This is a genomic window from Bacillus sp. FSL M8-0077 (assembly GCF_038050255.1).
GTDB lineage: Bacteria > Bacillota > Bacilli > Bacillales > Bacillaceae > Bacillus > Bacillus altitudinis.
In genome coordinates this window covers 2505729-2528001 of record NZ_JBBPAF010000001.1, presented here as the reverse complement: position 1 = coordinate 2528001, position 22273 = coordinate 2505729, and the positions used below count along the sequence as shown (strand labels likewise).

Annotated in this window: 22 protein-coding genes, 1 other RNA gene and 1 other annotated feature; of the genes, 18 read left to right on the top strand and 5 right to left on the bottom strand. The window is 42.5% G+C overall.

The window, feature by feature from the left end; translation table 11 throughout:
* Positions 1-3 precede the first annotated feature (3 nt).
* The 3 genes from aspS to NST57_RS13025 all read left to right on the top strand — a co-directional run bounded on the left by aspS (position 4) and on the right by NST57_RS13025 (position 2897).
* Entirely contained in the window at positions 4-1782 is a 1779-nt protein-coding gene (aspS, locus tag NST57_RS13035; RefSeq protein WP_341298659.1) for an aspartate--tRNA ligase, read from the top strand.
* Positions 1783-1859: 77 nt separating this feature from the next.
* Positions 1860-2040, top strand: a non-coding RNA gene (gene ssrS, locus NST57_RS13030) — 6S RNA.
* Between the two features lie 92 nt (positions 2041-2132).
* Positions 2133-2897 (top strand): tRNA threonylcarbamoyladenosine dehydratase, encoded by a 765-nt coding sequence (locus tag NST57_RS13025; protein WP_341298658.1) that lies wholly within the window; start codon positions 2133-2135, stop codon positions 2895-2897.
* Positions 2898-3133: 236 nt separating this feature from the next.
* On the opposite strand, the gene NST57_RS13020 is transcribed toward NST57_RS13025, so the two are convergent.
* Complete coding sequence (locus NST57_RS13020; protein ID WP_341298657.1) at positions 3134-4399, bottom strand: replication-associated recombination protein A; 1266 nt, start codon at positions 4397-4399, stop codon at positions 3134-3136.
* A gap of 207 nt (positions 4400-4606) precedes the next feature.
* On the opposite strand from NST57_RS13020, the gene cymR reads away from it, so the two are divergent.
* The 8 genes from cymR (at position 4607) to NST57_RS12980 (ending at position 11820) form a co-directional block, all read left to right on the top strand.
* The gene (gene cymR / locus NST57_RS13015; protein WP_142155582.1) at positions 4607-5026 is read left to right on the top strand and encodes a cysteine metabolism transcriptional regulator CymR; all 420 of its coding nucleotides are present in this window, start codon (positions 4607-4609) and stop codon (positions 5024-5026) included.
* 18 nt (positions 5027-5044) lie between these two features.
* The gene (locus tag NST57_RS13010) at positions 5045-6187 is read left to right on the top strand and encodes an IscS subfamily cysteine desulfurase (protein ID WP_142155581.1); all 1143 of its coding nucleotides are present in this window, start codon (positions 5045-5047) and stop codon (positions 6185-6187) included.
* Between the two features lie 94 nt (positions 6188-6281).
* On the top strand, positions 6282-7400 hold the full coding sequence (gene mnmA / locus NST57_RS13005) for a tRNA 2-thiouridine(34) synthase MnmA (protein WP_008342709.1): 1119 nt from the start codon (positions 6282-6284) through the stop codon (positions 7398-7400).
* 262 nt (positions 7401-7662) lie between these two features.
* Positions 7663-8316 carry a tetratricopeptide repeat protein gene (locus NST57_RS13000; protein WP_008342707.1) on the top strand — a complete coding sequence of 218 codons (654 nt, stop codon included), beginning with the start codon at positions 7663-7665 and terminating at the stop codon, positions 8314-8316.
* Positions 8317-8335: 19 nt separating this feature from the next.
* Positions 8336-10720 (top strand): SF1B family DNA helicase RecD2, encoded by a 2385-nt coding sequence (recD2, locus tag NST57_RS12995; protein WP_341298656.1) that lies wholly within the window; start codon positions 8336-8338, stop codon positions 10718-10720.
* A 284-nt stretch (positions 10721-11004) separates the two neighbouring features.
* A complete protein-coding gene (locus tag NST57_RS12990) occupies positions 11005-11463 on the top strand; it encodes a PRC-barrel domain-containing protein (protein WP_058214180.1) in 459 nt (152 codons plus the stop codon).
* Between the two features lie 13 nt (positions 11464-11476).
* Positions 11477-11668 (top strand): hypothetical protein, encoded by a 192-nt coding sequence (locus NST57_RS12985; protein ID WP_003216308.1) that lies wholly within the window; start codon positions 11477-11479, stop codon positions 11666-11668.
* A gap of 20 nt (positions 11669-11688) precedes the next feature.
* Positions 11689-11820 (top strand): YrzQ family protein, encoded by a 132-nt coding sequence (locus NST57_RS12980; RefSeq protein WP_008362324.1) that lies wholly within the window; start codon positions 11689-11691, stop codon positions 11818-11820.
* Positions 11821-11858: 38 nt separating this feature from the next.
* Here NST57_RS12980 and NST57_RS12975 read toward each other — a convergent pair whose 3' ends face one another.
* From NST57_RS12975 to NST57_RS12960, 4 genes are all read right to left on the bottom strand, one after another.
* On the bottom strand, positions 11859-12509 hold the full coding sequence (locus NST57_RS12975) for an ABC transporter permease subunit (protein WP_142155578.1): 651 nt from the start codon (positions 12507-12509) through the stop codon (positions 11859-11861).
* 15 nt (positions 12510-12524) lie between these two features.
* A complete protein-coding gene (locus NST57_RS12970; RefSeq protein ID WP_007501460.1) occupies positions 12525-13178 on the bottom strand; it encodes an amino acid ABC transporter permease in 654 nt (217 codons plus the stop codon).
* Positions 13179-13258: 80 nt separating this feature from the next.
* Positions 13259-14068: a transporter substrate-binding domain-containing protein gene (locus NST57_RS12965; protein ID WP_142155577.1), complete on the bottom strand. Its 810-nt coding sequence runs from the start codon at positions 14066-14068 to the stop codon at positions 13259-13261.
* Positions 14069-14081: 13 nt separating this feature from the next.
* Positions 14082-14810 (bottom strand): ATP-binding cassette domain-containing protein, encoded by a 729-nt coding sequence (locus NST57_RS12960; protein WP_142155576.1) that lies wholly within the window; start codon positions 14808-14810, stop codon positions 14082-14084.
* A 189-nt stretch (positions 14811-14999) separates the two neighbouring features.
* Here NST57_RS12960 and NST57_RS12955 point away from each other — a divergent pair, with 189 nt between their 5' ends.
* The 7 genes from NST57_RS12955 to NST57_RS12925 all read left to right on the top strand — a co-directional run bounded on the left by NST57_RS12955 (position 15000) and on the right by NST57_RS12925 (position 22272).
* Positions 15000-16064, top strand: a complete 1065-nt coding sequence (locus NST57_RS12955; RefSeq protein WP_142155575.1) for an AI-2E family transporter — start codon at positions 15000-15002, stop codon at positions 16062-16064.
* 43 nt (positions 16065-16107) lie between these two features.
* Positions 16108-16315, top strand: a binding site (T-box leader).
* 80 nt (positions 16316-16395) lie between these two features.
* Positions 16396-19032, top strand: coding sequence for an alanine--tRNA ligase (alaS, locus tag NST57_RS12950; protein ID WP_341298655.1), 2637 nt, complete (start codon positions 16396-16398; stop codon positions 19030-19032).
* An 89-nt stretch (positions 19033-19121) separates the two neighbouring features.
* Positions 19122-19388 (top strand): IreB family regulatory phosphoprotein, encoded by a 267-nt coding sequence (locus tag NST57_RS12945; RefSeq protein WP_024718370.1) that lies wholly within the window; start codon positions 19122-19124, stop codon positions 19386-19388.
* Positions 19389-19391: 3 nt separating this feature from the next.
* Complete coding sequence (gene ruvX / locus NST57_RS12940) at positions 19392-19808, top strand: Holliday junction resolvase RuvX (RefSeq protein WP_003216519.1); 417 nt, start codon at positions 19392-19394, stop codon at positions 19806-19808.
* Between the two features lie 15 nt (positions 19809-19823).
* Entirely contained in the window at positions 19824-20108 is a 285-nt protein-coding gene (locus tag NST57_RS12935; RefSeq protein WP_017358102.1) for a DUF1292 domain-containing protein, read from the top strand.
* 152 nt (positions 20109-20260) lie between these two features.
* Positions 20261-20830, top strand: a complete 570-nt coding sequence (locus tag NST57_RS12930) for a biotin transporter BioY (RefSeq protein ID WP_341298654.1) — start codon at positions 20261-20263, stop codon at positions 20828-20830.
* Positions 20830-22272 carry an acyl-CoA synthetase gene (locus NST57_RS12925; protein WP_341299227.1) on the top strand — a complete coding sequence of 481 codons (1443 nt, stop codon included), beginning with the start codon at positions 20830-20832 and terminating at the stop codon, positions 22270-22272. Before NST57_RS12930 ends, NST57_RS12925 begins: the two co-directional genes overlap by 1 nt.
* Position 22273 lies beyond the last annotated feature (1 nt).

The window sequence follows — 22273 nt, the reverse complement described above, 5'->3', positions numbered from 1 at the left end:
TTTGTGTTTGGTAGAACTTTTTATTGTGGAGAAGTAACAGAAGACCAAATCGGTCAAACCGTTGTATTAAAAGGATGGGTACAAAAACGTCGTGACCTTGGTGGATTAATCTTTATTGACCTGCGTGATCGTACAGGCATTGTGCAAGTTGTCTTTCATCCAGACCAATCAAAAGAGGCTCTTGAGACAGCAGAATCAATTCGTAATGAATATGTCCTTGATATTAAAGGGACAGTGGTCGCAAGAGAAGAAGCCACGATCAACCCAAATTTAAAAACAGGCAAAATTGAAATTCAAGTCGACACGGTCACTGTTTTAAATGAAGCCAAGACGCCTCCATTTGTGATTTCTGATCAAGCAGATGAGGTATCAGAAGATGTGCGCTTAAAATACCGCTACCTAGATCTTCGCCGTCCTGCGATGTTTGAAACGATGAAAATGCGACATGAAGTCACAAAAGCATTCCGCCATTTCTTAGATGATCACGGCTTTCTAGACATTGAAACGCCAATTTTAACAAAAAGTACGCCAGAAGGTGCACGTGACTATCTTGTGCCAAGCCGTGTACATGAAGGAGAATTCTATGCGCTGCCGCAGTCTCCGCAATTATTTAAGCAATTGCTCATGGTGTCTGGGATGGACCGCTACTATCAAATCGCTCGCTGCTTTAGAGATGAAGACTTACGTGCTGACCGTCAGCCGGAATTTACACAAGTCGATATTGAAATGTCCTTTATGAGCCAAGAAGACATCATGACGCTTGCTGAAGAGATGATGGCAAAGGTGATGAAAGATGTCAAAGGTGTTGACCTGACATTGCCATTACCTCGTATGACGTATGATGAAGCGATGAATTCCTATGGTTCTGACAAGCCAGATACCCGATTTGACATGAAGCTTGTCAACATTTCAGACACGGTAAAAGACTCAGATTTCAAAGTCTTCAGCGGTGCTGTAAACAATGGTGGAGCTGTCAAAGCCATTAATGTCAAAGGGTCTGCAGCAAACTACTCAAGAAAAGACATCGATGCACTTGGTGCATTTGCAGCGAACTATGGTGCAAAAGGTCTTGCTTGGCTAAAAGCTGAAGGGACAGAGTTAAAAGGACCAATCGCTAAATTCTTTGATGAGTCAAAACAAGCAGAATTAAAAGAACAGCTTCAAGTTGAAGAAGGCGACCTTTTACTCTTTGTTGCAGATAAGACGTCTGTTGTCCATGATGCGCTTGGCGCACTTCGCTTAAAACTTGGCAAAGAGCTTAAACTCATCGATGAATCTGTCTTCAATTTCTTATGGGTTGTCGATTGGCCGCTGCTTGAAAAGGATGAAGAAGAAGGCCGCTTCTATGCTGCCCACCATCCTTTCACAATGCCAGTTCGGGATGATCTTGAATTAATTGAAACAAGTCCAGAAGATATGAAAGCTCAAGCGTATGATCTTGTGCTGAACGGTTATGAGCTTGGCGGAGGTTCTATTCGTATTTTTGAAAAGGACATTCAAGAGAAAATGTTTGGTTTACTTGGCTTTTCTAAAGAAGAAGCGTACGATCAGTTCGGCTTCCTTCTTGATGCATTTGAGCATGGTGTGCCTCCGCACGGCGGAATTGCGCTTGGACTTGACCGCTTAGTGATGCTGCTTGCCGGCCGATCTAACCTAAGAGATACCATTGCGTTCCCGAAAACGGCAAGTGCAAGCTGTGTTCTCACAGATGCTCCTGGCACTGTAAGCACAGCGCAGCTAGATGAACTGAGTTTGGCTATTAAAACAAAAGTAAAACAGTAAAATAGGCGCATGTTTATAGGCATGTAAACGCTTGAAAAAGGGACATGCCTATGATATGCTTTCATCAACCAATAAATAAAGTCCTGATACGTACGGTGGTTACCTAGTTTTGACCGAACATTTTTTTCTACGGGAGCTTGCCTTTCCTTTCTGCATAAATGCCTCTTCTGAGGACTTATAAAGTGAGGAAGAAAGCACCCACCTGCATGGTGCGGGGTTCAAAACGAAGGAAAAACTGGCGGCGTGATCGGGACTTTTTTGTGTTTTTTTCTATTTGAGAAGGATGACGGAGAACGCTGAATATGATATGATTCTTTCGATTCATTTTAAATAAAGGTGGAGTGAGGCACTTGTTACATCAGTTTTCAAGAAACGAGCTTGCCATTGGCAAGGAAGGCTTAAATATATTAAAAAACAGTACAGTTGCAGTGCTTGGAGTAGGCGGCGTAGGTTCTTTTGCAGTAGAAGCCCTTGCTCGTTCAGGTGTTGGCCGTATTGTTCTTGTTGATAAAGATGATATTGATATTACAAATGTAAATAGGCAGCTGCCAGCATTGCTATCAACGGTTGGTCAGCCTAAAGTTGACTTAATGCAGGCAAGAATTGCAGACATTAACCCAGAATGTGAAGTTGTTGCGCTCAAAATGTTCTATACAGAAGAAACATATGAACAATTCTTTGAGTATCCACTTGATTATGTCATTGATGCATCAGATACAATTCATTATAAAATTCATTTAATGAAAGAGTGCCTGAAACGCGATGTGAACATTATTTCGAGTATGGGTGCTGCAAATAAAACAGATCCGACACGCTTTAAAATTGATGACATCTCGAAAACACATACAGACCCAATTGCGAAAGTCGTCAGAACACGCCTGCGGAAGGAAGGCATTCGTAAGGGAATAGAAGTTATTTTCTCTGATGAAAGTCCGATTGTCATTCGTGAAGATGTGAGAAAAGAAGTTGGAAATGATGAAGCGAAAATTCGCAAGGCACAAATGCCGCCATCATCCAATGCTTTTGTTCCATCTGTTGCTGGCCTGATCATGGGTGGTCATGTCATTATGAAACTGTTAAAAAACATTCCGATTACACGTGTGAAAGATAAATAAACAGCCCGCCTGCTTAGAGCAGGGGGGCTTCAGCGTGTAGACAAACCCTCGCATTCTTTGTCAGTCCTGCGCTCTGGTGCTCACGAATGCCAAATTCGTTCCGCGCAAGTAGCTGTCCTTGCTAGACTGCAAAGGTTTTCTATCACGCTGAAAAGAAGACAAAGGGCTAAAATAAAGTTCATTTTAGCCCTTTGTCAACAATCTGCATACCGCCTGCATAGAGCAGGGGGCTTTTTTTATTTTTGCCGTCTTAAATTTTCGTACACTTGCTTTAGTGCACCTTCAAATTTTCCAGTTTGCTTTGGTTCATAATATTGCTTGTTTTTCAGCGGGTCAGGTAAATATTGCTGCTTCACCCAGCCATTTTCATAATCGTGCGGATATAAGTAATCGGCGCCCCTTCCAAGTGCTGCTGCCCCTTTATAGTGGGCATCTTTTAAATGAACGGGAATTTCACCAATTTTCCCCGTGCGAATATCATGCAGTGCCGCATCAATCGCTTGGTAAGCGGAGTTTGACTTTGGAGAAAGACACAGTTCAATCACGGCATTAGCGAGTGGAATTCGTGCTTCTGGGAAACCAACTCTCTCAGCTGTTTGAACAGCGCTTAACACACGTGGCCCTGCCTGCGGACTGGCTAAGCCAATATCTTCATAAGCCATTACAAGTAATCGTCTCGAAATGCTTTCAAGGTCTCCCGCTTCAATGAGTCTTGCAAGGTAATGCAGCGCAGCATCTGCGTCAGACCCTCTGATGGATTTTTGAAAAGCCGAGAGGACATCATAATGGGCATCACCGTTTTTATCATGCGAGAAGCTCTTTTTTTGTAAACATTCTTCTGCTGCAGCAAGAGTAATCGTGATCTGGCCAGATTCATCCGCTTTTGTTGATAAGACGGCTAGTTCAAGCGCATTTAAAGCGGAACGCACATCTCCTCCGCATCCATTTGCAAAATGATTCATTGCTTCCTCATCAACTGTTACTGAATAACCGCCAAGCCCGCGATGTTCATCCTGTAAAGCTCGAGATAATGCAGCTTTGATTTGCTCTGTTTCCAGCGGCTTCAGCTCAAATATTTGTGTCCGGCTGCGGATGGCTGGGTTGATCGCATGATATGGATTGGCTGTTGTCGCGCCAATTAAAATGATCATGCCATTTTCTAAATAAGGCAGAAGGAAATCCTGTTTCCCTTTATCGAGCCTGTGGACTTCATCTAAAATCATGATGACCTGACCACTCATTTTCGCTTCAGCGGCGACCGCTTCCATATCTTTTTTGTTATGAATCACCGCATTCAATGTACGGAAGGCAATGCTTGTACTGCCAGCGATCGCAGTTGCAATGGATGTTTTGCCGATTCCCGGCGGACCGTATAAAATCATCGAGGACAAATGTTTCGCCTCGACCATTCGTCTAATAATTTGACCTTCTCCAACGAGATGCTCCTGCCCAATAATGTCTCCAATATGACTTGGGCGCATCCGATACGCTAAAGGTTTCATGATTATCTCTCCTAAAGCAATGTCTTGTTTGTATAGAGTACCGAAATTTCTTTAATTAGAAAAGGGATGCGTCCTCGTTTTGAGCTCAGAACCCGCAAATGAAAGTTGGCTGAAAGTATGATATAATTGCTTTTGGTCTATATAAGCGTATATGAAATCAGAAAAATAATTGATGACATAGAAATAGAAAACGCAGAGGTGTTTAACTTGAAAATTTCTACTAAAGGCAGATATGGTCTGACGATCATGATCGAATTAGCCAAAAAACATGGCGAAGGCCCTACATCATTAAAATCAATCGCTCAAAACAATGATTTGTCTGAGCATTATTTAGAGCAGCTTGTATCACCACTTCGCAATGCTCGTCTTGTGAAAAGTATCCGCGGAGCGTATGGCGGCTATGTGCTTGCCCATGAGCCAAGCGAGATTACAGCCGGTGATATTATTCGTGTATTAGAAGGACCTATTAGTCCTGTTGAAGTGATCGAAAACGAAGAGCCAGCAAAACGTGCACTTTGGATTCGTATTCGTGATGCAGTAAAAGACGTACTGGACAATACAACTCTTGAAGACTTGGCAAGCTATAAAGATGACGAGGATCAAGAGGCGTATATGTTCTATATTTAGATCAGAGGTGTACCGGAAATGGAACGTATCTATTTAGATCATGCAGCCACAACGCCGATGGATCAGCGAATTGTGGACAAGATGATGCCTTACTTTACAGAGATATTTGGCAATCCCTCTAGTATTCATTCGTATGGGCGCGAGGCAAGAAAGTGGCTCGATGAAGCAAGGGAAGTCATTGCAGGAGAATTACACTGTAAGCAGCAGGAGATCATCCTCACAAGCGGGGGAACAGAGGCAGACAACTTGGCTATTACAGGTGTGGCAATGGCAAGGCAGCATGAAGGAAAACATATCATCACAACTAAAACTGAGCATCATGCAGTGCTACATACATGTGAGCGCTTAGAGAAGCTTGGTTTTGAAGTGACGTATTTAGATGTGGATCATACTGGATTGATTCATCTTGACCAATTAAAACGAGCATTAAGAGACGATACAATTTTGGTGACCATCATGTACGGCAATAATGAAACAGGTGTGATCCAGCCAATCAAAGAAATTGGTGAACTTTTACACGAACACACTGCTTATTTTCATACAGACGCAGTACAAGCATTTGGGACAATATCAATTGATGTCACAGAACTTCATATCGACCTCTTATCTGCGTCCGGTCATAAACTAAATGGCCCGATGGGAACAGGTTTTTTATACGTGAATGAGCGTGTAAAACTTTCTCCGCAGCAATTCGGAGGAGAACAAGAAAGAAAACGCCGTGCTGGCACTGAAAATGTGGCGGGGATCATTGGTCTTGCAGAAGCTGTTCAATTAACAAAGCAAAATAGAAGAGAAAAAGCAGTGCATTATGGTAAGCTCAAAGAAGCGATGCTGCAAGTATTCGAAGAGGAATCACTCAATTTCTCTATCAATGGACATCCTAAAGAGACATTGCCGCACATTTTAAATGTTCACTTCCCGGGCGTTTCCATTGAATCGTTACTTGTGAACTTAGATATGGAAGGGATTGCTGTTTCAAGCGGGTCAGCATGTACGGCTGGATCTGTCCTTCCTTCGCACGTATTAAGCGCCATGTATGGCGAAGAAGCAAAAGAGCTGACATCCTCAGTCAGAATAAGCTTCGGTCTTGGTAATGAAGAGGAACATGTAAAGCAGGCGGCGCGTAAGATAGCGGCTGTCGTGAAACGCCTAGCCAAATAAATGTTCCCTTTTGTTCGTGTGTGAAAAATGAAACAGCTAGGCACCTGAAGAACGAAACGCGCACGTTGTTTCATTGAAATTGGAGTTGATGAAGATGACAAAAAGACCTGAAGACACAAGAGTTGTGGTCGGTATGTCTGGAGGCGTCGATTCATCAGTTGCTGCGCTCATGTTAAAGGAGCAAGGCTATGATGTGATCGGCATATTTATGAAAAACTGGGATGACACAGATGAAAATGGTGTATGTACAGCAACGGAGGACTATGAGGATGTCATTCGTGTTTGTAACCAGATTGGAATCCCATATTATGCAGTGAATTTCGAGAAACAGTATTGGGACAAAGTGTTTCAATATTTTCTTGATGAATATAAAGCAGGCAGAACGCCGAACCCAGATGTCATGTGTAACAAAGAAATTAAGTTCAAAGCATTTCTTGAGCATGCATTGTCGCTTGGAGCGGATTATTTGGCAACAGGCCACTATGCCCGTGTCGACAGAACCGGCGATGAAGTCAAAATGCTAAGAGGTCTTGATACAAACAAAGACCAAACTTATTTCTTGAATCAGCTGACTCAAGAACAACTTGATAAAGTGTTGTTCCCAATCGGCGATTTAGAGAAAAAAAGAGTGCGTGAATTAGCAAAAGAAGCAGAGCTCGCAACAGCAACGAAAAAAGATTCTACGGGCATCTGCTTTATTGGGGAAAGAAACTTTAAAACATTCCTCAGCCAATATTTGCCTGCACAGCCCGGTGTGATGCAGACAATGGACGGAGAAGTAAAAGGTGAACATGATGGACTCATGTATTACACGATCGGTCAACGCCAAGGACTTGGCATTGGCGGAAGCGGTGATCCGTGGTTCGTTGTTGGGAAGGACTTAGAGAAAAATATCTTATTTGTTGAACAAGGCTTCCACAATCCGCTTTTATACTCTGAAAGTATTTCAGCTGTTAACATCAGCTGGACTCGTCCTCATATTGTCGGCGAAAACGGTGAACTCACATGCACAGCGAAATTCCGATACCGTCAAGAAGACCATCATGTAAAAGTCAAAATGACAGGTGAGCAGGAAGCAATGGTGATCTTTGATGAACCCGTTCGTGCTGTCACTCCAGGACAAGCTGTTGTTTTTTATGACGGCGAAGAATGTCTTGGCGGCGGGACAATTGACGATGTCTTTAAAGATGGCCAAAAGCTGTCGTATGTGTAACATGTGTTAAAAACCTCAGCGTCGCTGTTGAGGTTTCAGGTTGTTGACAAAGGGCTAAAATGAACTTTATTTTAGCCCTTTGTCTTCTTTTCAGCGTGATAGAAAACCTTTGCAGTCTAGGAAGGACGAGCACCGGAGCGGAGCGAATTTGACATTCGTGAGCACCGAAGCGCAGGACTGACACCGAATGCGAGGGTTTGTCTACACGTTGAAACCTCAACGTCGCTGTTGAGGTTTTTTAATGAAAGGATGAAGAGAGCGAATGAATCATAACGAAATCGGTATTGAAGCTTTAAATCAAGGGAACATCGAACAGGCAGCTGAAGCTTTTACGAAAGCCATTGAAGAAAGCCCAAAGGATCCGGTTCCATATATTAACTTTGCGAATTTACTTTCAAGCGTTCATGAATTTGAACGTGCTTTGAACTTCTTTCAAAAAGCCATTGAACTTGATCATACAGCAGCTGCAGCCTATTACGGAGCAGGAAATGTCTACACGATGAAAGAAGACTTTATGAAAGCGAAAGACTATTTTGAGCAAGCGCTACAAGCTGGAATGGAAAACAGTGATTTGTTTTATATGTTAGGGCAGACACTGATGAAATTAGAGCAGCCAAAGCTTGCGATGCCTTATCTTCAGCGTGCAGTTGAGCTAAACGAAGAAGATAACGAAGCAAGATTTCAATTTGGCATGTGCTTAGCGAATGAACATCTGCTGGAGGAAGCGGTCGCAGTCTTTACTGAAGTAATTACGCGAGATCCGCAGCATGCAGACGCCTTTTATAATGCAGGCGTTGCGTATGCGTATTTAGAGAAAAAGGACGAAGCGCTTGAAATGCTAGGAAAAGCCATTGACGTGCAGCCTGATCATATGCTTGCATTGCATGCGCAAAAGCTGATTCAAGAGGCAGAATAACCGGAAGGAGGGAAGACCTGTGCAGGAACATCCAGATCAAATGCAGCTTGAAGACGAACCGTTTTTAAAAGGGACGGTTCAAGCCGTTATTTTCCATAACGAAAGTAATTTATACTCGGTGTTAAAAGTAAAAGTCATTGAAACATCAGAGAATTTAGAGGAAAAAACAGCATCTGTCACAGGCTACTTCCCAGCGCTTCATGAGGAGGAAACCTACACCTTCTATGGCAAGGTCACAAGTCATCCGAAGTTTGGTGAGCAGTTTCAAGCCACTCATTTTCAAAAGGAAGTCCCTACAACAAAGCAAGGCATCATTCATTATCTCTCTAGTGACTTGTTTGAAGGGATTGGAAAAAAGACGGCGGAAGAAATCGTCGGCAAGCTTGGCAATCAGACGCTTCATCAAATTATGCGTGATCCGTCTGTTTTGTATGACGTCCCTCGCCTGTCAAAAAAGAAGGCCGATAAGCTGGCTGCCGCACTTCAAGAGCATCAAGGGCTTGAGCAAATCATGATTAGCCTGAATCAATATGGCTTTGGTCCTCAGCTTAGCATGAAGATTTACCAAGTGTACGAGAGTGAAACGTTGCAGAAAATTGAAGAAAATCCTTATCAGCTCGTCAAAGACGTAGAGGGGATTGGATTTATTAAAGCAGATGAACTCGGCGCTAGAACAGGGATATCTGGAAATGATCCAGACCGCATTCGTGCAGCCCTTTTGTATACCGTTGAGACAGCAAGCCTGCAAGACGGTCATACGTACATACAAACGAAAGATCTGATCGTCGAAACCCGTAAACTGCTGAATCAAACAGGCAATGACTACAAAGTGACTGAAATGGACGTTGCCAATCAGATCATTGCACTTGGGGAAGGGAAAGACATGATCATTGAAAATGACCGCTGTTATCATCCTTCGCTCTTTTATGCGGAACAAAGTGTTGCAAAACGCATTCAAAAAATTGTCTCTCAAACAGAATATGCAGATCAATTTCCTGAATCAGAATTTCTGCTCGCACTTGGTGAATTGGAGGAGCGGCTGGGTGTCCAGTATGCACCGACCCAAAAAGAAGCCATTCAAAAGGCACTCATGTCCCCGATGCTGCTCTTAACAGGCGGGCCGGGTACAGGGAAAACGACGGTCATTAAAGGGATTGTCGAGCTTTACAGCGATCTTCACGGCGTATCTCTTGACCCGGGTGATTATAAAAAAGATGAAGCATTTCCGTTCGTACTTGCCGCGCCAACTGGACGTGCTGCGAAACGAATGACAGAATCGACTGGACTCCCTGCTGTGACCATTCACCGGCTGCTAGGCTGGAATGGATCAGAAGGCTTCTCACATGATGAAGACCAGCCGATTGAAGGAAAGCTTGTCATCATTGATGAATCGAGTATGCTGGATATTTGGCTGGCGAACCATTTGTTTAAGGCGATCCCAGATCATATTCAAGTCATTATGGTTGGGGACGAACATCAACTTCCATCTGTCGGACCTGGTCAAGTGTTAAGAGACCTGCTTGCGTCACAAGCTATACCGGCAGTTACACTAACTGATATTTACCGGCAGGCAGATGGTTCAACAATTGTTGAGCTTGCGCATGATATGAAAAATGGTGTTTTGCCAAAGGATATTACTGCACGCTCGAAGGATCGATCCTTTATTCAATGCTCTAGTGACCAAATGAAAGAAGTCATCGAGAAAGTGGTCAGCAATGCTGCTCAAAAGGGTTATTCAGCAAAGGACATTCAAGTGCTTGCCCCGATGTATAAAGGAAAAGCAGGCATTAATGAACTGAATAAAATGCTCCAGCAAATTTTGAATCCTAAAAAGCCAAAAGGAAGAGAAATTCCATTTGGTGATGTCGTCTACCGGACAGGTGATAAGGTACTTCAGCTTGTCAATCAGCCCGAGAATAACATTTTTAATGGAGATATTGGCGAAATTGTCTCGATCTTTTATGCGAAAGAAAACACTGAAAAAGAAGATATGGCGGTCATCTCCTTTGATGGAAACGAAATCACGTTTACGAAAAAAGATTTTCATCAATTTACACACGCTTATTGTTGCTCGATTCATAAATCTCAGGGCAGTGAATTCCCAATCGTGGTGCTGCCAGTCGTGAGAAGCTATTATCGAATGCTTCGAAGAAATTTGCTTTATACTGCTATTACACGGAGTAAAAAGTTTTTAATTTTGTGCGGCGAGGAATCAGCATTAGAGTGGGGCGTGAAAAATAATGAAGACTCCCTCAGACAAACGTCTTTAACAATGCGTCTTGTTGAAACAGAAGAAGTGATGGACGCTGAGCTAGCAGCCCTCCAAAAAGAACTTCCTTTCAGCGTACACGATGCCAATATTGGCATGGAGGGAATCACTCCGTTTGATTTTATGCAAGAGTAAATGGCTTCCATGGAAGCCATCATATTGTTAAACAAAGGGCTAAAATGAACTTGATTTTAGCCCTTTGTTTTTTTCAGCGTGAAAGAAAACCTTTGCAGTCTAGGAAGGACGAGTACTGGCGCGGAGCGAATTTGACATTCGTGAGCACCAGCACGCAGGACTGACAAAGAATGCGAGGGTTTGTCTACACGCTGATGGCTTCCTTCATGGAAGCCATTTCTTCGTATGAGTCATAGAGGAAACGCACACGATAAGACTGTTCCGAAAAGGTGGTTGATCACATTTTGAGAACATGTCGAGAGCTTGAAGGACTGACGATCTATACAGACGAGCTGTCTCATTCACTTGGGGCGATCAAAGATATTTGCTTTTTAGCCGGCGGCAGCTGCGGGGGATATGTTTTAGATGGGAAAAAGAAAGACTGTGCCTTCATTCCATTCTCAGCTGGCGACAAACTGACAGACAAAGGTCTATATGTGAGCTGCCAGAAGGGCATCGAGATAGATACCTCCGCCCCATCCTTTTTCTTTTCGAAATTAAAAAAGAAAATGATCCATACGCCAGATGGTGAAACATTAGGTGTTTTGGAAGATGTATACTTTTGCATGAATTCGGGCACAATCGTAGCATATGAACTCTCGGACGGCTTCTTTACAGAGCTATCAGGGATTCGAAAGCAGCTGCATGCTGCCGGAACCTTGATGGATGTTCAAAAGGAAGCACTTGTTCTAAACCGAACGTAAAGAGGTGCTGAGTATGCTCATTTGCCCAAATTGCAAATGTAAAGACATCGGAAAAATTGGGGTCAATCAATATTATTGCTGGGGCTGTTTTATTGAATTGACACTGTCAAAAGGCAAAATATCTACTCACCAAGTGGAGGAAGACGGTACACTAAGCAGTTTAGACGACCTGTTTAGTGATGATGAACGTTCAATTCAACTATAAGTGTTAAGGGGGAATTTCGAATGGGCAAAATGACTTCTTCACTATTAACGCTTGGTGCAGGTGCACTCGCATATCACTTTGCAAGTCGATATGATATGCCATCTAAGCGGGATATGAAAAAGATGAGAAAACGAGTTATGCGAATGTTTTAAACAAAAAGGGACATCCACCATGAGCGGATGTCCTTTTTTTATGCCTGCCTGTACTCTAATCTCCGTGCAAGTAAGGACAAGCTGAAGTTAACAACAAAATACATCATGGCAGCCAAGAGGAAAATAGGAAGTAAATAAGATTGGCTTTGACCATTTAAAATCTGTGCGTGATGCAATAGTTCTGGAAGGGCAATCACAACGGCAAGCGATGTATCTTTTAAAAGAGAAATAAATTGGCTGACAATCGGCGGTACCATACGGCGTAACGCTTGTGGCATGATGATCATTTTTAACGTTTGAATATACGTTAAACCAGAGGATCTGGCAGCTTCAATTTGTCCTTTATCAATTGATTTTAACCCACTGCGAATGATTTCTGACAGCATAGCGGATTCAAACACGGTTAAAGCCGCAATGGCAGAGGCGGTGATGCTCAGCTTAATGCCGATTTCAGGCAGGGCGAAATACGTAAAAAAGATGATTAGCAAAAGCGGCAGGTTCCGAACGGTTTCAACAATGACAGCAAGCACCTTTGATAAAATAGGGATTTGTGCGAACCTCAATGTGCCAACGACTAATCCGATAATAAAGCTTAACATGATGGAGATAAAAGCCACTTTTAAGGTGACAGCAAATCCTTCAAGTAAAAAGGCGAGATGATCAGGCTGGTAGGCACCTATAAAATCCATTGTATTTCCTCCTTTCTAGTGGCTTCGGGCTAATCTTTTTTCTAAATAACCAACGCCTAGACTAAGCGGAATGGTTAATAGAAGATAGAACATGGCAACAAAGATGTATACATCAAAAGTCACAAACGTTCTCGAAGCGATAAGATCTCCTTGGTACATCAGATCAAACCCTGCAATGACACCTAAAATAGACGAGTTTTTCACAAGATTGATAAATTGATTCCCAAGTGGGGGAATGACAATTTTGATTGCCTGCGGCAGAATAATATATCGCATCGTTCCGCCATATGACAGACCAGAAGCTCTAGCTGCTTCCATTTGTCCAAGCGGTACAGCTTGTATACCTGCACGAATGGCTTCAGCGATAAAAGCAGACGTATAAATGGAGAGGGCAATGGTTCCTGCTGTAAATCCATCTGCCACAATGCCAAGTACCGGTAAACCAAAAAAGAACACAAAGGTGATCAATAATAACGGAATATTCCGAATAAATTCCACGTAAGCCGTCCCTAACCAGTTGAGCGGCCTTAGTGGCGCAATTCTCATAATGGCAATGAGTGTACCGATGAAAAAGCTTCCAATCAACGCAATGACACTTGCACCAATCGTATATTTAAACCCTTCTAAATAAAGATGGAAGTTCTCGGTTAAAATGGAAAACCGCAGCAATCAGTTCACTTCCTTCCTAATCAACAGAGGAGCCGGCAAGCGGCTCTCCTGAGGGTGTTGAGATTGATCGAGTCAATTGATTATTCTTTGATCCATTTTTTATGAATTTTGTCATACTCTCCATTATCTTTTAATGCCTTTAACGCTTTATTAATGGCTTCTGTCAATTTTTCATCGCCTTTTTTCACAGCGATGCCATAAGGCTCATCGGTAAATGTTCCGCCAACGACTTCATAATTTGAATCTTCGTCTGCCATGCCAAATAAAATTGCATTATCAGTTGTCAGAACTTGCCCTTGATTTGATTTTAATGCTGTAAAGGCTTCTTGGTAATTTTCAAATTCTAAAACGGATGCTTCTGGTGCTTTTTCGCGAATGTTTTGAGAAGAAGTGGACCCCTTCACTGCAAGCACCTTCGTACCTTTTTTAAGATCATCAATCGATTGAATGTCGCTGCCTTTTTTCACAAGCAGTGATTGTCCTGCTTCAAAGTAAACATCTGAGAAATTGACCTCTTTTTTACGCTCTTCTGTGATCGTCATTGTGGCAACAATGGCATGAATATCGCCTTTTTGCAGTAAAGGAATCCTTGTTTTAGATGTCACTTCTTTGAATTCTGCTTTTCCTTCATCACCGAGCATTTCTTTTGTGATCGCTTTTGCGATATCAATATCAAACCCTTCGATATCGCCGCTGCTAGGATTTTTTAGCCCGAATAAACGAGTATCATTTTTCACACCGAAAACGATTTTTTTGTCTTTCTTAATGGCTTCTAATGAGCTGCCTTGTTTTGCATCGGTTGAGCCTTTCTCTGTAGAGCCGCAGGCAGCGAGAGCGATCATACAGCAAGTCATCAACAGTAATAGGCCAAAGCGTTTCATTTTTTTCATAAGTTCATTCCCCCTAGTGATTTAAAATACGGCTTAAAAAGAGCTGAGCGCGTTTCTCACGCGGTTTTTCATAAAAGGCAGCTGGTGTAGATTCTTCAAGGATTCTTCCTTCATCAATAAACACAATGCGGTCTGCGACTTCACGGGCAAATCCCATCTCGTGCGTGACAACGACCATTGTCATCCCTTCCCTTGCCAGTTGTTTCATCACATCTAGCACCTCACCGATCATCTCTGGATCAAGAGCAGATGTTGGCTCATCGAAAAGCATGACTTCTGGTTTCATCGCAAGTCCTCTTGCGATCGCCACACGCTGCTGCTGTCCTCCTGAGAGTCTAGAAGGGTAGGTGTCTGCTTTTTCAGGAATGCCGACTTTATTTAAATAAAATTCAGCTGTTTCCTTTGCTTCTTCTTTGCTCACTTTTTTGACTTTCATAGGCGCAAGCATAATGTTTTCAAGCACCGTCTTATGCGGATAAAGATGGAAGTGCTGAAACACCATCCCGATATTTTGCCTGATGAGATTGATATTGGATTTCGGATGCTGAACAGACACTTGATTGACAAGGACTTTTCCTTCATCAATGCTTTCAAGACGATTAATACACCTGAGCATCGTGCTTTTTCCAGATCCTGAAGGACCGATGATCACAACAACCTCACCTTTTTGAATATGTAGGTTAATGTCCTTAAGTACATGAAACTGGCCATAATGCTTGTTGACTTCTTCGAATGTGATCATGAAGAACCTCCTCTTGTCATCATTGAACGAAAGCGGTGGAATTTTTCTTGGCGGCATTTTACAGCAAACAGTGACTTTGGATGGAGCTGTATGTTTCATGTGTATTCATTTTTAACAAAGTTAGGACAAATTTTATTTACATGGATAATTGCAGAAGTTGGTTAAACAATAAGGAGAGAGGTGAAAAAGGTGAAGAAACGTCCGATCGAGTTTCTAATATATGCTGCAGGTGTACTGCTTGTCCTTGCGTCTTTACTCATTTTGGTTCAGCTTGACGAGTTATGGATGCCTATTTTTTTATTGCTCAAGGCGGTTTTGATTCCGCTTCTTATCGCTATTTTTATTTCTTATCTTCTTTATCCCATTGTTGAAAGACTACATAAGCGAGGTTTGCCAAGGACTGTCAGTCTCTTATTGATATATGTGCTGTTTTTTGGAGGCATTGGTTTGGCTGTGTATAAAGGGGCACCGGTTTTAATCGCTCAGTTAAATGAATTGTCGGAGCAAATTCCCATGCTTGCCGAAACGTATAATGGTGCTTTATCACATGTTCATCGTCATACAAGCCACTGGCCTGATGGACTGCATGAACGGCTGGATCGTTTTATTGTCCAATCTGAGACGTATGCCGCAAATGGGGCAGAGCGGATGATTCTTAGCTGTAAAGTACTGCTTGATTACGCCTTAGTTGCTGCACTTATTCCTTTTCTTGTCTTTTATATGGTGAAAGATATGAACACGATGAAGCGGGCAGCATGGTATTTAACCCCGCCAAGCTTCCGAAAAAGGGGACATGCCTTTGTGGAAGCAGTGGATGACTCACTTGGGGATTATATTAGAGGGCAATTGCTTGTTTGTTCTTTAATTGGGGGAGCTGCTGCCATTGTTCTTTGGCTGTTTCATATTCCATATCCGCTTGTACTAGGTATGTTAATCGGTGCAACGAATGTCATTCCGTATTTTGGCCCGATTATTGGAGCGATTCCAGCTGTCTTTATCGCTTTTACCATCTCAGTGAAGTCAGTGATCATTGTGCTAATTACAGTAGCCGTGCTTCAATTTTTAGAAAGCAATGTACTGAGTCCGATCATTGTCGGGAGAAGCCTGCATATGCATCCTGTCGTGATCATGCTGGTGTTACTCGCTGGAGGTGAGCTGTTTGGCTTGATTGGAATGATTTTAGCCGTGCCGTCCGCAGCCATTATCAGGGTCATCATTGTGCAATATATTCACATGAGACGAAGCGTTCATTGACAAGACGAGCCGAGTTGTCTATAATAATTTCGATTCATACATATTGAATTCAATGACGGACCCGAGTACGTTAAAAAGCTGTTGCAGAGAGAGGCTTTGTTTGCTGAGAAAAGCCTTATCAGACCTTTAACGGAAGCTAGTCCCGAGTGCAGATAAACACTGCCGCTCTCTTCCGGCGTTATCGGATGTGAAGGTGATAGACGCATATGTCTATAATCAGGGTGGTACCGCGAGAGCATCTCGTCCCTGTGTAAGTAGTTTTTTGCTTGCATAGGGCGGGATGTTTTTTCGTTTGTGTGAAGATTGAGGAATAAAAAAGGGAGGATTTATGATGAAAACTTTAACTTCAGCTCAAGTACGTCAAATGTTTTTAGATTTTTTTAAAGAAAAAGGACATGCTGTCGAACCGAGTGCGTCCCTCGTACCGCATGACGATCCAACACTTTTATGGATTAACAGCGGGGTGGCAACGTTAAAGAAATACTTCGATGGCCGCGTTGTGCCTGAGAATCCGCGTATTTGCAACGCACAAAAATCAATTCGTACAAATGACATTGAAAATGTAGGGAAAACAGCACGCCATCATACGTTTTTTGAAATGCTGGGCAACTTCTCTATTGGAGACTATTTCAAAGAAGAGGCAATCGAATGGGCTTGGGAGTTCCTCACAAGTGACGAGTGGATTGGCTTTGATCCGAATCTGTTATCTGTAACGGTGCATCCAGAGGATGAAGAAGCGTATGTTCTTTGGAGAGATAAAATGGGTGTCCCTGAGGAACGAATTATTCGTCTAGAGGGCAACTTCTGGGATATTGGCGAGGGGCCAAGTGGTCCGAATACCGAAATTTTCTATGATCGCGGAGAAGCATATGGAAACGACATGAACGACCCTGAATTATATCCAGGCGGAGAAAATGAACGTTATCTAGAAGTATGGAATCTTGTTTTTTCTGAATTTAACCATAATCCAGATGGTACATACACACCGCTTCCGAAGAAAAACATTGATACAGGAATGGGTCTTGAGCGTATGGTCTCTGTTATTCAAAACGTACCGACGAACTTTGACACAGACCTGTTCATGCCGATTATTCGTGCAGTAGAAACGATTTCTGGAGAAAGCTATGGGGAGTCGAAAGAAAAAGACACAGCATTTAAAGTCATTGCTGACCACATTCGTACTGTTGCCTTTGCCGTCAGTGACGGAGCACTTCCTTCTAATGAAGGCCGAGGTTATGTGTTAAGACGTTTGCTGCGCCGTGCTGTGCGTTATGCAAAAACGATCCATATCCACCGTCCATTCATGTATGATCTAGTTCCAGTTGTTGCGGAGATCATGAAGGATTTCTATCCAGATGTTCAAGCAAAAGAAGAATTTATTGCAAAAGTGATCAAAAATGAAGAAGAGCGTTTCCATGAGACACTGAATGAAGGGTTAGCCATTTTATCAGAAGTGATCAAAAAAGAACGAGACAATGGCAGTTCACAAATTTCAGGTAAAGATGTGTTTAAGCTTTATGACACATATGGATTCCCAGTCGAACTCACAGAAGAATATGCAGAAGATGAGAACATGACAGTCGATCGTGAAGGCTTCCAGCTAGAAATGGAGAAGCAGCGTGAACGTGCAAGAAATGCCAGACAAGATGTGGGCAGTATGCAGGTTCAAGGCGGGGCTTTAGGCGATATTAAAGCAGAAAGTACGTTTGTGGGCTACGAAAATTTAACTGCAGATGCTCGTATTATCGAATTGCTTCAAAACGGTGAAATTGTCACAGAAGCTCACGAAGGGGAAACGGTGCAAATTTTATTAGATGAAACACCTTTCTATGCGGAAAGCGGCGGACAAGTGGCGGATAAAGGAACGTTAAAAAGTGCCGAAGCGATCATTGATATCAAAGATGTGAAAAAGGCGCCAAACGGCCAGCATGTCCACGAAGGAGTCGTCGTAAGTGGTACGGTTCAAAAAGGCATTGAAGTCACTGCAGAAGTCGAATCAGCGCTTCGAAAAGGCATTGTGAAAAATCACACAGCGACACATCTTTTACACCAAGCGCTAAAAGATGTATTGGGCAGCCACGTTAACCAAGCGGGTTCACTTGTGAATGAAAACAGACTTCGCTTTGACTTTTCTCACTTTGGACAAGTAACAAAAGAAGAATTGTCACAAATTGAAAAAATCGTCAACGAAAAGATTTGGGAAGGCATTTCGGTTGCCATTGACCTGAAACCAATTGCTGAAGCAAAAGAAATGGGCGCAATGGCGCTGTTTGGCGAGAAGTATGGCGATATTGTCCGTGTGGTACAAGTGGGTGATTACAGTATCGAGTTATGCGGAGGCTGTCACGTTCAAAACACTGCGGAGATTGGATTGTTTAAAATTGCATCTGAATCGGGTATTGGTGCTGGAACACGTCGTATTGAGGCTGTAACAGGTAAAGGTGCTTATGAAGAATTAAATGATCAGCTTGCGATTTTAGAAAAGGCAGCTAATGAACTGAAATCAAATACAAAAGATGTACCAAAACGCATCGCTTCCTTGCAGGCTGATTTAAAAGAAGTTCAAAGAGAAAACGAATCACTTCTTGCGAAATTAAGTCAAGCAGAAGCTGGCTCTATTTTAGAAAAAGTCATCGAAGTTGGCGGAGTGAACGTGTTAACTGAAAAAGTAAACGCCAAAGACATGAACCATTTAAGAACGATGGTTGATGACTTAAAGGCGAAATTAGGTTCAGCTGTCATCGTACTTGGTGCCGTTCAAAATGGAAAAGTCAACATTTCAGCCGGTGTGACGAAAGACGTCATTGAAAAAGGTCTTCATGCAGGAAAACTTGTGAAGCAGGCAGCTGAAATTTGCGGCGGAGGCGGAGGCGGACGCCCAGATATGGCACAAGCAGGCGGGAAACAGCCAGAAAAGCTTGAAGAAGCACTGGCAATTGTCGAAGAATCTGTCAAATCCGTTTTATAATCAGTCAATGTAGTGTAGAATAATGGTATTAGATGAGCGGTTAGAAAAAAGCTTGCTAGTAGAATGTTGGAAGAGAGGTGCAAGAAGCAGTGAGTTCATTTGATAAGACAATGAAGTTTAACTTCTCTGATGATTCAGCTGAAACCAATGTGAATGAAGTGCTCATAACAGTCTATGACGCACTCCAAGAAAAAGGATACAACCCGATCAATCAAATTGTCGGATACTTGCTGTCAGGCGACCCTGCTTATATTCCAAGACATCAGGATGCACGCAACCTAATTCGTAAACTAGAACGAGACGAATTAATTGAGGAATTGGTTAAATCGTACTTAGAGACACATAAAGAGGCGTAAAACATGAGAATTTTAGGCTTAGATTTAGGCACGAAAACCCTTGGTGTGGCTATCAGTGATGAAATGGGATGGACAGCTCAAGGGATTGAAACCATTAAAATTGATGAAGCAGGCGGAGACTTTGGTCTCAGCCGCCTGTCTGAGATCGTCTCGCAATATGGAACGGATAAAATTGTACTTGGTTTTCCAAAAAATATGAACGGTACGGTCGGTCCAAGAGGCGAGGCCAGCCAATCATTTGCGAAAGTGTTAGAAAACACGTACAATGTTCCTGTTGTGCTTTGGGACGAGCGTCTGTCAACGATGGCAGCAGAAAAAATGCTCATCTCTGCAGATGTGAGCAGACAAAAGCGTAAAAAAGTCATTGATAAAATGGCGGCTGTTATGATCCTTCAAGGGTATTTAGACAGCTTAAATTAAAATGAGGTGAATCAAATGGAACACGGAGAAAAGCAAATTACAATCGTTGATGATAATGGAAATGAGCAGCTTTGCGAAGTACTATTTACTTTTGAAAGCGACCATTTTAACAAATCATATGTTCTTTACTACCCAATTTCTGAACAAGATAACGAAGAAATTGAAATTCATGCATCAAGCTTCACACCAAATGAAGACGGTGAAGATGGCGAATTAGAGCCAATTGAAACGGATGAAGAGTGGGACATGATTGAAGAAACGTTAAATACGTTCTTAGATCAAGAAGACGAAGAAGAATAGAACGAATAAAAGGCCTGTGAACATGATCTCTGTGATCTTTCTTCACAGGTCTTTTTTTACGGTTTATATGTAAACTTTTATAATTTTTAAGTTGACATATATCACTCGACCTTTTACTCTATTTTTAACAATGAATCGAGTGAGGGGTATGAATGTTGAAAATTCACGATATGATGCAAATGGCATTAATGACAGCAGTTATTGGGATGTTAGGATTGATTCCGCCTATTTTTCTTGCGTTTACACCTGTACCAATCACAATGCAAACCGCAGGTCTTTTGCTTGCTGGTGGGCTGTTAAAACCAAAGCAAGCGCTGATTAGTTTACTTCTGTTTCTTCTAATAGTGGCAGCAGGCGCACCTCTTTTATCTGGAGGGAGAGGCGGTATAGGGGTCTTTTTTGGACCAAGCGGCGGTTTTTTACTTGCTTATCCAGTGGCTGCCTTTCTGATCAGCCTGTGGCTGAACCGGCTGAAGAAAGTGACGGCCTTACGACTATTTTTGATCTATGCGGTATGCAGTATCGGGATATTATATATAGGCGGAATTCCCTTTCAAGCCATGATGATGCATATAAAGATCACGCAAGCAGCTCTGTTCAGCGTCATTTATTTACCGGGTGATCTGATCAAAGCAGGGATATGTGCCGTCTTCACGGTGAAAATCATTCAAGCGATGTCATATCGAAAAAAGGACTTACATAGAGGGAGGCGAGCAGTTTGATGAGAATAACGGAAAGCTATGCAGCTCATGCAAAAGTGAAGCCAGATCAGATGGCGATTATAGATGAAAAAGAGAAGATCACTTATGAAGAATGGCATGAGCGTGTGCAGTCATCTGCACAATGGTTAAAAGAAACGCCTCATCAGCAAAAAAGAGTCGCTTTTTTATTATCAAATGGTGTTCCGTTTCTCCAACTCTTTGCTGGCGCAGCTTCTGCAGGGTGGACAGCGGTGCCTCTTGATCCACGGTGGAGTGACAAGGAATGCGTGGAAAGGCTCTTATTAAGCGATGCGGACTTTGTCATTGTGGAAGATCGATATATCAAAAGGATTGAAAAGTACAAGCTGGACATGCCAGTGTTCTCTTTATCTGAATGGAAAGAAAGAATCAGTCTCAGCATAAACGTTCAATCAAACAAAAGTAATACGGAGGAAGATCCTGCTTTTTATATGGGATTTACTTCAGGATCAACGGGATCGCCCAAAGCCTTTATAAGACGCCAGCAGTCATGGATCGAGAGCTTTCAAATGACAACCTCCATCTTTCGGATCACACATAAAGATCATGTACTGATTTTGGGCACACTTTTATCTTCTCATTTTTTATACGGTGCGATCAGCACACTTTATTTCGGGGGCACCGTGACATTGTTAGAAAAATTTGTGCCAGAGAAAGCAAAGAAAACCTTAGAAAGAGGAGACATCACGGCTATTTATACGGTTCCGACTATGACAGAAGCGTTACTGCAAATGGATGCTTTCGGAAAAAATCCGCTTCTTGTCCTGTCTTCTGGTGCAGATTGGGGAAACTCTTCAAAAAAACAGCTCGTCAACCGCTATCCTCACATCACATTTTTTGATTTTTATGGAACATCAGAATTGAGTTTTGTCTCCTATTTATCTTCAGATGATTTTTTGCAAAAGCCTACTTCTGTCGGAAAGCCTTTTCCTTCTATTCAGGTTGAAATCAGGAGGGCAGATCAAACCGTTTGCAAGCCAAATGAAATCGGGAGAATTTATGTGAAAAGCCCAATGTCTTTTTCAGGCTATTTACAAGATGAAAAGCCGCCCGCAGAGTGGCTGACCGTATATGACATGGGGTGGCTCGACGAGGATGGTTACTTGTATATGAGCGGCCGCGAGAATGGCATGATTGTCTATGGGGGACTGAATATTTTTCCAGAGGAAATTGAGCGTGTGCTGAATGAACAGCCAGAGGTGAATCGGTCAATCGTGATTGGACTTCCTGATCCATATTGGGGCGAAATCCCTGTTGCCATTATTGAGAATGTACAGCAGACAAAAACCATTCGGAAAGCTGTAAAAGAAACATTAGCGGCATACAAAGTACCAAAGAAATGGCTTGTCACTGACAAAATGATTGAAACTTCCGGGGGGAAAATCGCTCGTGCCAAGATGAAAAAGTGGGCGGAGGAACAATGAT

What these genes read in the sequence shown, in the direction of transcription:
- NST57_RS13020 (WP_341298657.1), bottom strand. Translation starts at nt 4,399, where the DNA reads ATGAAACCTTTAGCGTATCGGATGCGCCCAAGTCATATTGGAGACATT.
- NST57_RS13010 (WP_142155581.1), top strand. Translation starts at nt 5,045, where the DNA reads ATGGAACGTATCTATTTAGATCATGCAGCCACAACGCCGATGGATCAG.
- mnmA (WP_008342709.1), top strand. Translation starts at nt 6,282, where the DNA reads ATGACAAAAAGACCTGAAGACACAAGAGTTGTGGTCGGTATGTCTGGA.
- NST57_RS13000 (WP_008342707.1), top strand. Translation starts at nt 7,663, where the DNA reads ATGAATCATAACGAAATCGGTATTGAAGCTTTAAATCAAGGGAACATC.
- NST57_RS12985 (WP_003216308.1), top strand. Translation starts at nt 11,477, where the DNA reads ATGCTCATTTGCCCAAATTGCAAATGTAAAGACATCGGAAAAATTGGG.
- NST57_RS12980 (WP_008362324.1), top strand. Translation starts at nt 11,689, where the DNA reads ATGGGCAAAATGACTTCTTCACTATTAACGCTTGGTGCAGGTGCACTC.
- NST57_RS12975 (WP_142155578.1), bottom strand. Translation starts at nt 12,509, where the DNA reads ATGGATTTTATAGGTGCCTACCAGCCTGATCATCTCGCCTTTTTACTT.
- NST57_RS12965 (WP_142155577.1), bottom strand. Translation starts at nt 14,068, where the DNA reads ATGAAAAAAATGAAACGCTTTGGCCTATTACTGTTGATGACTTGCTGT.
- NST57_RS12960 (WP_142155576.1), bottom strand. Translation starts at nt 14,810, where the DNA reads ATGATCACATTCGAAGAAGTCAACAAGCATTATGGCCAGTTTCATGTA.
- alaS (WP_341298655.1), top strand. Translation starts at nt 16,396, where the DNA reads ATGAAAACTTTAACTTCAGCTCAAGTACGTCAAATGTTTTTAGATTTT.
- ruvX (WP_003216519.1), top strand. Translation starts at nt 19,392, where the DNA reads ATGAGAATTTTAGGCTTAGATTTAGGCACGAAAACCCTTGGTGTGGCT.
- NST57_RS12935 (WP_017358102.1), top strand. Translation starts at nt 19,824, where the DNA reads ATGGAACACGGAGAAAAGCAAATTACAATCGTTGATGATAATGGAAAT.
- NST57_RS12930 (WP_341298654.1), top strand. Translation starts at nt 20,261, where the DNA reads ATGTTGAAAATTCACGATATGATGCAAATGGCATTAATGACAGCAGTT.
- NST57_RS12925 (WP_341299227.1), top strand. Translation starts at nt 20,830, where the DNA reads ATGAGAATAACGGAAAGCTATGCAGCTCATGCAAAAGTGAAGCCAGAT.